Raw genomic sequence first — 13947 nt, 5'->3', positions numbered from 1 at the left:
ACCCGGCTCGAGGTTTAACGCGCCGACACTGCCGGGCACACTTGTCGCGCGATCGCGCGATATCGCTCGGCCGTGTCTCTCAGCGTGAGCCCTGCAAGCGATCTTTGCACGCGCTTCTCGCTCAACGCCTTTACGATGGCGTCGGCGTAAACGCTCACGTTGTCGGCATCGACCAATTGCACGCCGGGGAAACCATTGGCGAATGCGAACGCCGGTATCCTGCTCGCGACGATCGGCACGCCCGAAGCCAACGCCTCCAGAAACGCGACGCTGTGCCCTTCCGAACGCGAAGGCATGACGAAAACGTTCGACTCGGAGAGCACGGTCGCCACATCGCTGCGCGGCCCGGCGACCACGACACGTTCTGCGATGCCCAGTTCTGTTGCGAGCGCAACGACCGCGCGCTGATAGTCGGGGTCCTCGACTACACCGTACAGCACGAGCCGGGCGTCGTCGATCTGTTTGAGCACTTCCCCGAAAGCGCGCACCGTGAGCAGCTGATTTTTGACGGACGCGTATCGGCCGATCTGAACGATCTGCGGAACACTTGCAGCTCGCTGCGCGCCGTCTGTAAATGCGAAGCGGGCTAGATCGACGCCGTTCGGCACCACCGTCATCGACGGATGCACGCCGATTGCCTGGATGTAGTCCGTGACGCCTTGCTGCGATACGCCGATCACGACGCTCGCGCGCCCCGACAGAAGATGTTCGATGCGCCGAAACAGCGGGCGCTCGAAATCGTTGGTCGCGGAATGCATGACGTAGACGACAGGCACGCCCAGCGGCAACGCACGCGCGTAGAACGACGGAATAGTCGCATGCGCGAAGATCACGTCTGGGCGGAACCGCCGCACCGCGACGAACAGATTCCACAGTTTGCGTGCCGCGTGGTGCCGTTTCTGTGGAAACCAGCATTGCACGCCGTGCGCCTGCAACTCGCTCGCCAGCGAAGCGAAGTCGTCATGCGCAGGCAGTAGCGACCCCACGCATACCGCCATGCCGCCGGCGCACTGATCGAGCGCGAGGTCTTTCGCGAGCACTTCAGCACCGGACAAACGCGGCGCCAGTACGAGATGGAAGACGCGCATCATGCAGTCCTTGCTCTCAAGGTTCTATAAAGCATCCACGCCGCGGCACAGCCGAGGCCCAGTGTCATCGACCATGCGATACCAGTCACGCCCCACCAGCGGACCGCGAGCGGCGCGCTGATCAGCAGCACCACGACCTGAATCGCCGACGCATGCACAGTCGCTTTTGCATCGCCGATTGCCCGCAAATACGAAACGAGCACCGCGATCAAAGCGCCTACCGCCATGTTGATGACAAGTATTCTGAAGAGCGGCACCGCGGGCAGCCAGGCCGCGCCGAGAATCAGCGAGAACATTGGCTCCGCGATCAGCCGCAGCACCTCGACAAACGCAGCGAGCCCGATTGCAGCCGCCAGCAGATAAACCCTGATGAGGCGCGACGCCGCCTTGGGATCGCGGCGATGATGCGCGGCAAAAGTCGGAAACAGGTATTGCGACATCGCGATCGCCGCATCGGCCAGCAACATCTGCGCGAGACGCGACGACATCTGATAGCCGCCGAGTTGCGCGGGGCCGAGCAGCTTGCCGACCACCACCTTGTCGAACTGGTTGAGCAGCAGGTTGATCACACTGCTCGCCCAGATCCATCGACTGAAGCCGACATACTGGCCAATGCCGGACCACACCGGGCGCACCGGCGGCCTGGGTGTCATGGTGGCCCACGTCAGCACGCTTTTGAGCGATTCGCCGGCGACGAGGCCGATCAGTACCGAAGCGGCGCCCGCGCCGAAATAAGCGAGTGCAAGGCCGACCGAGCAGTCGACAAACGCCGCGGCCACCTCAACGCCCGCGATATGCTGAAAGCGCCGCTCGCGCTGGACCACGTAATAGGTCGGCGACGCGAGCCCGCGCAACAGCGGCAGCAACGCGGCAAGCTGGATCAGCACGAGCGACCCGTCGAGATGAAACTGACTGCTCAGTAACGGCGCGAGCGCCACCAGTAACAGCGAAATCAATAAGCCACGCGCCGTTAGTGTGGTCCATACCGCGCCGAGCTGCGAGCGCGTCGGTGCGTGCTCGCCTTGAATGACTGCCTGCGCGAGTCCCGTGTCGGATAGCGCCTCGGCAATCGCGACCGCGAGCAAAGCCACGCTCACACTGCCGATCGCCGCCGGCCCGAGCATCCGGCCGATCGCAAGAAATTTGATGGCCACCAGTCCACGCACCGCGAACTGTTGCAATAACACCCATGTCGCCGCGCTCGCGCCGAAACTGCTGGCTATCGAGAGCGCGGGAAGCCTGATCGCCCGCAAGCTGGTTCTCCGTCTAATTGCAGCGCTTTGCAGCGGTTTAACCAGCGTGTCGTGACTCGCTGTGAACGCCGCGGCGCCTGATTGGAATTGGGTCCCGCCAGCAAGCTGGCGACGGTTCATGCATCACCGTAAGCAGGACCATACCGCGAGACATTCGCCGTCAACCGCCATCAACCAGGCGGCTTCGGCCCAAGCCTTTGTCTGGTAGTACGTTTACCCACACAACGGGAGAGATAGGTGTTTTTCATGCGGTGGCGAGTGCTACCGTTATTCATCTGACGCCACGGCAGAGCCCGCGGCTCGGGCCATTTCCGCTCGCTGCGGAGAACCCGCTGACGCAATTCGTCCACCCATGCACGCCTATTTTCACTATGCCTACCGACGTGATCGAACCTGACTTTGTCCTGATCGTGGAGCCCAATCTCACCGGCCACCGGTGGCGGTATGCCGAGTGGACGATGCAAGCCTGCGCAGAGGCCGGCTATCCGTGCATTCTGGTCACTGAGTGCGCCAACGAAGATCACCGGCTCGCCAAACAGATCACTGCAGCCAACCGCCCCGATCAGCAGATCGCTTTTGTCGATCCGGACGAAAGCCGCACTCACCGTTTGCGCGAGCGCAATCAGTACTGGCGCTTTCACAACTATTTCCAGCGTGCATATCGCATTCTCAGCCGCACTCAGTCGATCCGGCTGGTCGTCGTGCCCTATGCCGATTATTTCTTCAATGGACTGCCGTTTCTCGGCTCGCCGTTCGGCAAGACGCCGTGGGTCGGCATTACGATGCGCTCGACGTTTCATCATCACAAGGTCGGCATCAAGGCGCCCGATCGTCCGCTCGTCAACGCCATCAAGGCACAGTTGTTCAAACGCGCGGTTCGCACGCCGGGACTGCGCACGTTGCTGAGCATCGATCCCACTTTGCCGGAATGGGCGGCGCTCAATACGTCGAAAGACAGTGCAAAGGTCGAGTATGTGGCCGATCCTTTCCCGGATGAACGCGCGGAAGACCCTGCACTCGCGCGCGAGCGGCTCGGGCTCGATCCCGCGCAACGCTACCTGCTCGTGTACGGTGCGATTACCGAGCGCAAAGGCATCTACGAACTCGTTCATGCGATGACGCGTCTCGAGAGCGCCCCCACGCTGATCGTTGCAGGCGAACAGGATCCAGTCACGCGGCACTTCATGCGCAATCACGTTCGCAGTCTGACGCCCGCGCCGCTCGTGCTGGATTCGTTTATCTCCATCGACATGGAGCGCGATCTGTTCTCCGCTTGCGACGCGGTATGGCTCGGCTACAAAGGCCATTACGGCATGAGCGGCGTGCTCGTGCAGGCTTACCGATTCGGCAAGCCGGTAATCGCAACAGAAGACGGGCTGATTGGCTGGTTTAGCAGGCGCTGCGAACTGGGACCGATACTGAGCGACCTGAGCTCCGCGTCGATCGGCAAGGCCATTGCCGAAACAATGACTTCGTGGCCGCACGAGCATGCAACGGCATCGTCGCGCGACAATCTACTGTCGCGGAATACGCTCGGCGAATTCAAGCAAACCTTGCTGCAACAGATGGCGTGATTTAACCGCCATCCGCATGATGTGCGCCGCCGGTCACGCCGGCGCACATCATGCGTTTACTCACGACAACTGCCCGCTGGCCACAGGCACTTCCTCGCGCACCGAGCTGCTGCGCTTTTCCGGAAACAACGCGTTGCGCATCAGCAGGAACGGATATTCGATTGCACGCGTAGTCACATAACCGATCACGATTGCAATGACGAACTGCGCCGTGAGCGCAACGATCCAGATGACGCTGGGCGCGAAGCCAAGCGCGGTGGCCTTGCGAATCACCATGTCGCCGGGAGCGAGCGCGAGAGAGTGCCACAAGTAGATTCCGTACGAATACAGACCCACCCAGGCCACGCCGCGATAAATCCATGTCGTGCGCAGCGACCCGGAGTACTCCAGAACCAGCACGATCAGCGCGGCAAAACCGAGTGCCTGAATCGTGTATCCAATGCTTTCGTCGAGTGCGATGTTGCTCGTCGCCAATACGAGCCATGCACATAGCAGCGCGACACTCCCGATCAGCAGCCACTTGCGCTTAGCGATCTGGTGATAGATGCCCGGCTTCATCCAGTAGATCGCGGACAGGATCACACCAATCAGCAAGCTGTCGATGCGGTACTGGGTATAAGCAAACGCCCCTTGCAGATCGCCGCCCGCCACCGCAAAGCAACGCGCTGTGAGCGTTACCGCACAGATTGCCGACAGTACGCCGATAATGGTCCACGCACCGAGTCGCAAGCGTGAGAAAAGTAACAGCAGCGCCGGCAGCACGAGATAAAAATGTTCTTCAACCGCGAGACTCCATGTCTGTGTGATCGAAGTACCGAGGTAATTCTGCAGATGCGTCATGTTCTGGAAAAGAAATGTATTCCACGGATGCCGGCCGGCCAGCACATGGAAAACAATCAGAACGTAATACGCGGGCCAGATACGGAACATCCGCCGCACGATAAAGCGGCGCGCGTCGACATGACCCGTTTCAGCGTATTGCCGAAGCAGCAGGCCTCCGACGAGAAAGCCGCTCAATGTGAAGAAGAGATTGACGCCCTCTCGTCCAAAGTTCTTGAGTGGATACTCGATAATCTGAAGGAGTACATTGTCGGTATGAACAGCGTGAAAGTGAAAGCCCATCACCGCAATGATTGCGATGCCACGAACGAAGTCCAGTTCGATCGCACGTCCGGCTTTCGCGGGTCCCGTCCCGCCAAATAGCTTCATTTTGTTTTCCCCTTTCCGTTTTTTCGGTCGCATCCCCCGTCTTTGCATCTTCGGTGTCGGCAGGTACAAGCGACCGCCAAGATCAAGGCATTCACCGACAATAACGGAGAGCTTGCGTGCGTCTTGCAGGCATAGCCCTTTCCACTGTCGCCAGAATCCAGGCAGGCGGAGACGAACCGCAATTTGCGATATCCGCAAGCACAAAGTTGCGCTCACAATGACTCGACGCGAGACCGTCCGCTTAGACGACGGCAAACGGCGACGGGGAGGAAAAAAGAATGCGCCATCAGTATGCAGCACCTTGGATATGGATTTTTCTATTACCGCTTGCGCTGGACTACAAGGCCACCAACGCGACCACGGGCCATTTCGCCCAATTCATATTCGTCGCTCCAGCAGTGGCAGCGGGGCTCGCCCTCCTGCTCATTGCACCGCGCTTTCACGAGCGCTCCCGGCTTCGCACGATCGTCACCACGAGCCTGCTGTTGTGCGTATTCGGTAGTGTCGTTGCGCAACTCATCCAGGATAACGACGGCGGGAACTATTTACGCGTGCTGCTGCCGTTCATGCTTTTCCTGCTCGGCTATCTTGTCGCGTGCAGACCGTGGAGCGAGCAAAGAATCGCGCAGTTTGAAAAAGCGCTCTTCGCGGCGAACGTAGTCAGTCTCGTGTTCACCTTCGTCTATGGTCTCGCGACGAGCGGCGGCCTCGACGACGCGCGCTTTCGCATCATCTCCGTAACTTTGCTCGGACTGCAAGGCGTGCTGCTTCACGAATTCGTGGTCGCCAAACGCTATTCGCCGTTCACCATCGCTGTCTTTGCCGGCACCGTGATTGTCGAACTGCTGAGCGTGACTCGCAGCCTGCTGGTCGGTACGGTGCTTCTGTTCGTGATAGCAATGGCACTGAGCGCGCCGTCGATGCGGCAGATCTGGCGTGCCGTCGCTCGTGGCCTCATGGTTGTCGTGGTGTTGGCAGGCGTGGCGGGTATCGCGGTATTGGCGGTCCCCAATGTCGCGGAGCACTGGACGCAGCGCATTTTCGTGGCGGAAGCAACCATCTCGGGGAAGGATCCGACCACCATCACGCGTCTGGCTGAAATGCGTGACCAGTATGACCAGGTCACCGCTTCGCCGGAAACGCTGTTGTTCGGTGCGGGCTACGGGCACTACTACCGTTATTCGCCGGACTACCTGCCGGACCTTGCAGGCCAGTTCAGCAAGCAGGATTTCTACGCGATCAACGAATGGGCTGCGGGCCACAACTTCTGGGTCTATCAGCTGTTCGCGGGCGGGCTCGTGTTCGGTATCGCGATGCCTCTCGCCACACTCGGCGCGCTTGCGCTCTGCTTCTTCGCCTATCGCTACTGGCGCTCGGTGGTACCCGATGCACCCATGCTGCCGATACTCGGCCGCGCGATCATGCTGTTCGCAGCATTGCCGGCCACCTCTATTGGTGGCAATCCACTTGGGCCGCGCTTTTCGGGGCTCGTATTCGGCATTGGACTCGGTTTGATGATTGCCACTTACACGCGTTTGCAGCGCGCGCTGCCGGCACGCGCGAACCGCATGAGCGCCGCGCGCCGCATGCGGGCCGCCGCCTCGCCTGACCTGCCGCGCCGGATGCAACCAGGCATGGGCCGCACGGATGTCGCCAGTACGCTGGGCATGTCGCAGACGGCACGGCTGCCGGGTTCCAACCGACCGGATATCGCGCGATGAAAATCCTACACGTGCTTGCAAGCGTCGATCCGCGCGCCGGCGGTCCAGTTGAAGGCGTTCGCCGTAGCGGCGTGGCCATGCAGGATGCCGGTCATGAAGTCGAAGTTGCCACCTGCGATGCCCCGGACGATCCATACCTCGCGGCTTTTCCGTTCCCGGTTCATGCGTTCGGACCCACGACCAACCGCTACAGCTATAGCGCCTATCTCGCGCCGTGGCTCGCGAATCATGCGAAGCGCTTCGACGCCGTCGTCGTGCACGGCCTGTGGCAATACCATGGCTTTGCGACATGGAAAGCGCTGCATGACAGCGGCGTGCCGTACTACGTGTACACGCACGGCATGCTGGACCCGTGGTTCAAAGAAGCGTACCCGCTCAAGCATCTGAAGAAGTGGCTCTACTGGCCGTGGGCTGAGTATCGTGTGCTGCGTGACGCGCGCGCTGTGATCTTCACCACCGAAGAAGAACGCACCAGGGCCCGCCAATCGTTCTGGCTCTATCGCGCTCGCGAGCGCATCGTGCCGTTCGGAACAACGGTGCCCAAGGTCGACGCAGCGTCGGTACGCGAAGCGTTTTTGCAGGCAGTACCCAGCGCACGCGGCAAACGCGTCGTGCTGTTTCTCGGCAGAGTGCACGCGAAAAAAGGCTGTGATCTGCTGATCGACGCATTCGCTCGCGTGGCCAAACGTGACGAGAGGCTACATCTCGTGATCGCCGGCCCGGATGAAACCGGCTGGGCCGCGAGTCTTCGCGCTCAGGCGCAGTCTGCTGGGATCGCACATCGCATGAGCTTGCCGGGTATGCTGCAGGGCGATCTGAAGTGGGGAGCCTTTCACGCAAGCGACGTATTCGCGCTGCCGTCACATCAGGAGAACTTTGGCGTCGCGGTAGCCGAGGCGCTCGGCTGCGGTTTGCCCGCGCTGATCTCCGATAAGGTCAACGTGTGGCGCGAAATCGAAGAAGACGGCGCTGGGCTGATCGGACCGGACACCGTCGAGGGCACCGAAAAGAGCCTGGTTCGCTGGCTGGAACTGGACGACGCTGCTCGTGAAGCGATGCGTGTGCAAGCCGCGCGCACATTCAACGCCCGCTTCAGGATCGAAACCATGGTGAGCGCGTTGACCACTTTGCTTGAAACGAGAGGCGGTCACCACGACGAAGCAGAGAAGGCCACGCTCCCCGCTTTTCGCAAAGCCACTCAGCAGGCTCGCTGACATCCATAAAAAAGGCGGCGCTTATATAAGCGCCGCCTTTTTTTATTCCTGGCGACGCCGCGTTCACCGCGCCGTCGCCTTTTCATTGCACTGCCGGTTCACTGCTCCTTCATCAACGGCGTCAACGTCGAGGCCGCGATCGGCAGCGTCTCTACCGGCGACTGCGCCGGCGTAACACCGCTATTGGCCGCTTCGGCGCGCGTATTGCCGACGATGTTCGGAACGTCGAGCTGCCGGGCCAGGTGGCCGGCGAGCCGCAACGACAGTGCGGCGATCGTAATGGTCGGGAAGTTCGCGCCGACAGTCGGGAACACCGAACTGCCGCCAATGTAAAGATTGCTGATGCCGTGTACCTTGCAATCGCGATCGACCACGCCCTCGCGCGGCGAATCATGCATGCGCGTCGTGCCCATGTGATGCCACGTCCCTTCCAGTTTTTGCGGCCAGGCCCTGCCTTCGAGCGGCGCATCGAGCTGGACTTCGGCGACGCGTGCGAGCCGCAGTTCCTTCGCGAGCGCGTCGAACGTTTTGTCGAAGGTGCGCTTTACCTGGTCGCCGAGGCGCCAGTCGACCTTCACGCGCGGCATGCCGAACTGATCGCGTTTATCGGCGCTCAGTGTGACGCGGCTGTCCGGATCGGGCACCGCCTCGACGATTGCCTGCAGCGTGACGTCGGTGATCAGCGCGGGCCACTGTAGCAGCCGCGTCAAGCCATATCCCACCGTATGCAGAGGGTGCGCCGCCATCGTCGCAATGTCCGCCTTCAGGCTGCGCCCCGGCTGGTCCTTGTGCATCAGCGCTTCCTTGCAGCGGATCAGCGCCTCGGAGCCCGCACTGCCTTCGCCGTACCACCGCGAATAAAGCCACACGCGAGAATTGAGCAGTTTTTCGCGCTCCATCATCTCCGGTCTCGGCGCGAACTGAGAAGAGATCTTCGTTCCGTGTGCCGAGACAGCCGGGTTCTGGTAGTGGTACTTGATGTCATACAGCTTGTTGCGCGCAACGCCCGGCAGGAAACGCACTTTCCCCGACATCATGCGCGGGTGATCCATGAAGTAGCGTCCCACCAGATCGTTCGCGTTGCCGAGTCCCGCCGCCTGCACGTTGTTCGAAGCAAGCAGCAGGCGCGCGTTCTCGATTCCGCCCGTGGCCAGCACGAAGATACGCGCCTTCACGGTCATCCTGCGGCCGCTGAGCGTGCCGACCTGCACTCGTGTGATCGTCGTGCCTTGCGCATCCGCGTCGATGTTCAGGACGTTCGCGTACAGAAACACGCGCACACGCGTAGAGCGCGACAGTTCCTCGCGATACACCTTGCCGAAGCGCACCGGAGGGCTGAACTGAGCGACAGTGTCGCGCATATCGCCGGTACCTAGCGGGATGCGGCGCACGTCCGGGCGGCCGATCTCGCGCTCCCAGTAGGCGGGATCGAAGGTTTGGGGGCCGAGCTTCAGCAGATCGTGCGTGCGCGCATAGTATGGCGCGAGCTCGTCCAGACCGAACGGCCAGCCGCTATGCGGAATCCAGTCGCGCTTCTCGAAGTCCCACGGATCGAGCGGGCGGCACCAGCCGCCCCAGCAGTTGCTGCTGCCGCCAAGATAGCGGCTGCGCGAGCCGTCCGCGAACCGGTACGGCAGCCCGGCGTTCTCGCCGCGATAGAGGTCGCGTGTCTCCTCGTCGGGAACTAGGCCGCCGCTTTCAAGCATGCAGGTATCCACGCCAATCCGCGACATTTCGCGAGCGAGCGTGATGCCCGCGACCCCTCCCCCGATGATGCAAACCGTCGTTTCAATGACCGTGTTTTGCTCGACATTGCGAGTATCGATGAACATCCGCAGCTCCCGTATTCTTCATAATGTTTGTGGGGCGTCGCTGGCTCGCAAGCGAGCGGCTCGCGAGCAACGCGCCCATATGCCGTGACCGGATGTGCCTTTTCTCCGGTTGCCACCACGTCGGTCTCCTCAGCGTATAAACGCTGCGGTTTTACTTCTGTGCTTCAGGTCACGAAAGAAACCTCTTCCGTAAAAAACGGCACGGATTTCCGCCATACACGCCCTCGGCTTCAAGCGAACGATGTACGACCGACAGCGGCGTGACGACTGCCGAGCGGCCGATCGTCACGCCCATTTGCACGACGCATTTCGACGTGATCCACACGCCGTCCTCGATCACAATAGGCGCCACCCGCAGGTCCATCGTGGTGCTCATGTCATGCGAGCCGGCCGTGAGGAACGTCCCTTGAGAGATGCACACATTCGAGCCGATGCGTATCAGAGCCTGGTTGTAGATCCATACGTCGACGCCAAACCAGCACTTGTCACCGACCTCGAGATTCCATGGCGCCTTCACGCGCAATGGATGCACGAAACGGCACCCTGTACCAATCTTTGCACCGAAGAGGCGCAGCAAAGCCACTCGCACGAATGAGAACGGCAGCAGCTTGTTGTTGATCACGCACGCTTCCACGAAGAACCAGATGAGCTCTACGAGCGCACTGCGCCCCGCGCGGTAATTCCCCTTGCCGGCGAGACTCAGGTCGATGACGCGGCGCTCGGCGGCGCCGCTTTCTGCTTGCGGCGCACATGCGAGCCGCGGATCGTCAGCAATGTTGCCCATCATCTTCCTCCACACCTTGCTTTCCTGCGTATATACACAGGCATACTGATTAGTTTGCTGAGAGTGGCATTGGCCGCCAAGGTACGTTCAAACGTGTCGGTCCAGGCAAGCGTTTTGGCGGCTACGTGCATGGATTCTGGCGCACGATATCTTCACCACAACTGTATTAACCCGGGGACCACAATGACCACCTTGCTTCAACGTACTGCCACCTGCATGCTCGTCCTTGCCGCCGCGTGCGCAGGACCCGCGCTCGCCCAGAACGCCGCGCCCGCGCGAGCACCGGCAATGACCGCCACCGCGCCGACCGGCTATGGCGCGCCCCAGCAAGCTCCCATCGATCGCCGCGCAGTGCAGCGCAAGCGGGAGCAGAAGCTGCTCGGCGCGCCCGACGGATACGGCGCCGCCGATGCACGAGGCGGCAATATCGACGACGCACGCCGCGCGGCGTTGATGGACGAGCAACGCATGACTGTTATCGGAGGCGAGCAAGCCGGTCAGCAGGGCGCCGCGGGCAAGCGCAAGGCGCCTGCCGCAGCCAACGGCCAGTTGCGGGTGGCCGACGCGGCCCCCGGCCAACGCGCGGCGGACAAGCTGCTGCCCGAAGGCGCGGCCAAGGCCGCCTACACCGACCCGTACGCAACGGGTAAGCGCTCCGTCTACCGGTCGCCGTGGTGATCGCGCATTCATGAGAAGGCCGCATGCCGGTTCAGTCCGGCGCGGCATCCTCCGTAGTAGCCGGCTTTGCGTGCGGCACCGCCACCGCTGAAGGCCTTGCGTCGAAATACGTCTTGCTCGCTTTCGCACGCCTTCTTCCTGCCGCGCGGCACAGCATTCCAACGCGTTCTTCGAACGTACTAATCGTCGAATCCGGCGACAGCGTGCTCTCCGCATAGTCACGCCCGGCGCGGCCGAGCGCAGCCCGCCGCTGCGAGTCGTTTGCGAGTGCAGTGATAGCGGCGACCAGCGCCTTCACGTTATCCGGCGGCACCACTACGCCACGCGAATGCACCGCCTCGTGAAGCGCCGTGCCGCGCCGTGCCATCGCAATCGTCGCGCGACCGCTCGCGAGCATGCCGGTCAGCTTCGACGGCATCACGAGGTCGGCCGCATCGGCGCGTTGCGGCAGCACGTGAATGTCCGCGAGATTGAGCAGTTCGTTCAGGCGCTCCACCGGCTGCAGCGGAAGAAAGATGCAGTTCGGCAACGCGGCGCAGCGCTTGACGAGGTTCTCTCTGGCGGCGCCGCTACCGCAGAAAACGAACGTGACGTCGGGGCGAAACGCGAGCGAGGCCGCTGCTTCCGCAAGCGTCTCGATACCCTGCTTCGCGCCCATGTTGCCCGAGTACAGAACGACCTTCTGCTCGTCGGATATGTTGAGCAGGCTTCGATACTCGCTCGGCCGCGACAGCGGAAACACCGCTGACACGTCGACCCAGTTGGGCAGGCACACCACCTTCGAAGGCTCGACGCCTTTCGTCGACGCACGCGCGCTCATTTGCCGCGTGATGGACGACACTGCATCGAAGCGGCGCAATAACTGGCTCTCGATCCAGCGTGCGATCCGCGCGGCACGCGAACCTTTGAGCAGGCCGAGTTCAAAGGCGGCGTCGACTTCATAGTCCTGAATGTGCAGCCACGCGCTCGCGCGGGCGACCTTAGCGAGCGCGATCGTCGCGGGGGCGCACATCAAGGTCGGTGCGATCAACAGTACTGCATCGGGGCGCCAGAAGGCCTGCAACGCGAGCAACGGCAAAGAGGTTGCCGCGAAGCTGGCCAGATGAATCATCCGCTTCACGCCGCTCGGGCGTGAAGGCACCCATAGCGGCGCGCGCCATACCGTGACACCGTCGCGCTCTTCCCGACGATAGCGCCACGATGTGTACCCCGAGGAAACTCGCCAATCCGGGTAGTAAGGCGGAGCGCATACCACGCGGACGTCGTGCCCCCGGCTCGCAAGCAGCGCGGCCATTTCTGCCGTGTACTTGCCAGTCCCCGTGAGTTCGGGCGCGTAATTGAGGCCGTAGATCAGGATCTTCATTGTGCGTGTCTGAACGTGTTTAAGGCTGCTATGCCCGACCTCGCGGCGACGCCGCGACGCCCGTCAATCGCTCAGCATCAGCGCACAGCCCCGGGCAATATTGGCGGCTGCAGAAGGCGGATCGAAACGACGAATTACATCCATGCACCGGTGAGCGGTGCGGCTCGCATCGGCGAAAGCCTCCATCGCCTTCAGGAGCGTGCGCTGCAATCCGGCAACGTCGCCGGCGGTAAACGAATAGCCGCTCACTCCATCGACGACGAGTTCCGGCACGCAGCCGCAGCTTTCGCTGACCACTGCCGGACAACCGTGCGCGAGCGCCTCGTTCACCACGAGGCCCCACGGCTCGCTATAGCTCGGCAACACCATGCACGTCGCGCCGTAGTACTCCCGCGTGAGCGGCTCGTCCTGCAGACTGCCGGCGAAAGTCACCGCGCCGGTCAGTCGCAGGTCCGCGACCTTCGCGTGCAAAGCGTCGGCCATCGGCCCCGTGCCGACAATGCGTAACTGAGCTGCAGGAATTCGCTTGCGCAGGCCGGCGAACGCTTCGATCAGCGTGCCGATGCCCTTCTCTTCCGACAGACGTCCCACGTACAGAAAAACCGGGGGATTGCCGGCACGTGCGGCGACGCGCTCCACTAACGCGCGTTCCGGAGAAAACGAGCCCGGCAACGCGGCCGCCTGGCACGGCACGAAAATCTTCTCCCGCTTCGCGCCGAGCGACAGCAGATAATCGCGGCTGCGCTCCCCAAACCCGAAATAGCCGTCGCACAGCGAAAAGAACACGCGCTTTGGAATCGACGTAATGAGCTTCTTCGGCCGATCCCGCGCTGTCGAATCGCAAAACACCGCGCGCCGCTTGCCCGTCACGATGCACGCCGCAAGCATCGCCCAATATTCCGGACGGTGATAGCCGGGAAGCACGATCAGATCGGACTTGGCCTTCAGCACCTCCCATGTGAGCCGGGCGATCATCTTGATTGTCGGCACGTCTTCGTAGCAGCCGTCGAACAGCTTTTGCATCGGATACCGATGGTACGAATAATCGACATCGGAGAAGCCGATGCGGTCGTGCTCGGTATCGGCGATCTGGACCATCGAATACCGAATTGCTCCGGATGCCGAAATATTATGCAACGCAGAAAAGACGACACCTTTGTGACGCGACCATACGACGTTGTGGAAGATGGTGACTGATGCAGACATTTTTATGCAGCTCCTCGACAAGGCG

General features: G+C 61.8%; 11 protein-coding genes. 4 read left to right on the top strand and 7 right to left on the bottom strand.

Annotation, left to right across the window (positions count from 1 at the left end; all coding sequences use genetic code 11):
- Nucleotides 1–14: 14 nt before the first annotated feature.
- Nucleotides 15–1088: a glycosyltransferase gene (locus tag H281_RS0124610; protein ID WP_033379665.1), complete on the bottom strand. Its 1074-nt coding sequence runs from the start codon at nucleotides 1086–1088 to the stop codon at nucleotides 15–17.
- Nucleotides 1088–2341 (bottom strand): oligosaccharide flippase family protein, encoded by a 1254-nt coding sequence (locus H281_RS0124605; protein WP_020069795.1) that lies wholly within the window; start codon nucleotides 2339–2341, stop codon nucleotides 1088–1090. The genes H281_RS0124610 and H281_RS0124605 overlap by 1 nt, the downstream gene beginning before the upstream one ends.
- A gap of 371 nt (nucleotides 2342–2712) precedes the next feature.
- Here H281_RS0124605 and H281_RS0124600 point away from each other — a divergent pair, with 371 nt between their 5' ends.
- Nucleotides 2713–3915 (top strand): glycosyltransferase, encoded by a 1203-nt coding sequence (locus H281_RS0124600; RefSeq protein ID WP_020069794.1) that lies wholly within the window; start codon nucleotides 2713–2715, stop codon nucleotides 3913–3915.
- A 60-nt stretch (nucleotides 3916–3975) separates the two neighbouring features.
- Here the strand turns inward: H281_RS0124600 and H281_RS0124595 are convergent, their stop codons facing one another.
- Nucleotides 3976–5124, bottom strand: coding sequence for an acyltransferase family protein (locus tag H281_RS0124595; protein WP_020069793.1), 1149 nt, complete (start codon nucleotides 5122–5124; stop codon nucleotides 3976–3978).
- A 278-nt stretch (nucleotides 5125–5402) separates the two neighbouring features.
- Here H281_RS0124595 and H281_RS0124590 point away from each other — a divergent pair, with 278 nt between their 5' ends.
- Entirely contained in the window at nucleotides 5403–6845 is a 1443-nt protein-coding gene (locus H281_RS0124590) for a hypothetical protein (protein WP_020069792.1), read from the top strand.
- Entirely contained in the window at nucleotides 6842–8059 is a 1218-nt protein-coding gene (locus H281_RS0124585; protein WP_020069791.1) for a glycosyltransferase, read from the top strand. The genes H281_RS0124590 and H281_RS0124585 overlap by 4 nt, the downstream gene beginning before the upstream one ends.
- Before the next feature lie 98 nt (nucleotides 8060–8157).
- On the opposite strand, the gene H281_RS0124580 is transcribed toward H281_RS0124585, so the two are convergent.
- Together H281_RS0124580 and H281_RS0124575 are read right to left on the bottom strand one after the other, a co-directional pair.
- Nucleotides 8158–9891 (bottom strand): FAD-dependent oxidoreductase, encoded by a 1734-nt coding sequence (locus tag H281_RS0124580; protein WP_020069790.1) that lies wholly within the window; start codon nucleotides 9889–9891, stop codon nucleotides 8158–8160.
- A 169-nt stretch (nucleotides 9892–10060) separates the two neighbouring features.
- Nucleotides 10061–10675 (bottom strand): LbetaH domain-containing protein, encoded by a 615-nt coding sequence (locus tag H281_RS0124575; RefSeq protein WP_020069789.1) that lies wholly within the window; start codon nucleotides 10673–10675, stop codon nucleotides 10061–10063.
- A 183-nt stretch (nucleotides 10676–10858) separates the two neighbouring features.
- On the opposite strand from H281_RS0124575, the gene H281_RS0124570 reads away from it, so the two are divergent.
- Nucleotides 10859–11353: a hypothetical protein gene (locus H281_RS0124570; protein ID WP_027804911.1), complete on the top strand. Its 495-nt coding sequence runs from the start codon at nucleotides 10859–10861 to the stop codon at nucleotides 11351–11353.
- Between the two features lie 31 nt (nucleotides 11354–11384).
- Here the strand turns inward: H281_RS0124570 and H281_RS0124565 are convergent, their stop codons facing one another.
- On the bottom strand, nucleotides 11385–12716 hold the full coding sequence (locus H281_RS0124565) for a glycosyltransferase WbuB (protein ID WP_020069787.1): 1332 nt from the start codon (nucleotides 12714–12716) through the stop codon (nucleotides 11385–11387).
- A gap of 63 nt (nucleotides 12717–12779) precedes the next feature.
- Nucleotides 12780–13922, bottom strand: coding sequence for a glycosyltransferase family 4 protein (locus H281_RS0124560; protein WP_020069786.1), 1143 nt, complete (start codon nucleotides 13920–13922; stop codon nucleotides 12780–12782).
- Nucleotides 13923–13947 lie beyond the last annotated feature (25 nt).

It is taken from the genome of Paraburkholderia caledonica, assembly GCF_000383275.1.
Lineage (GTDB): Bacteria > Pseudomonadota > Gammaproteobacteria > Burkholderiales > Burkholderiaceae > Paraburkholderia > Paraburkholderia caledonica.
Note: the sequence above shows the minus strand (reverse complement) of the source record. Positions and strands in the feature narration are given on the sequence as shown.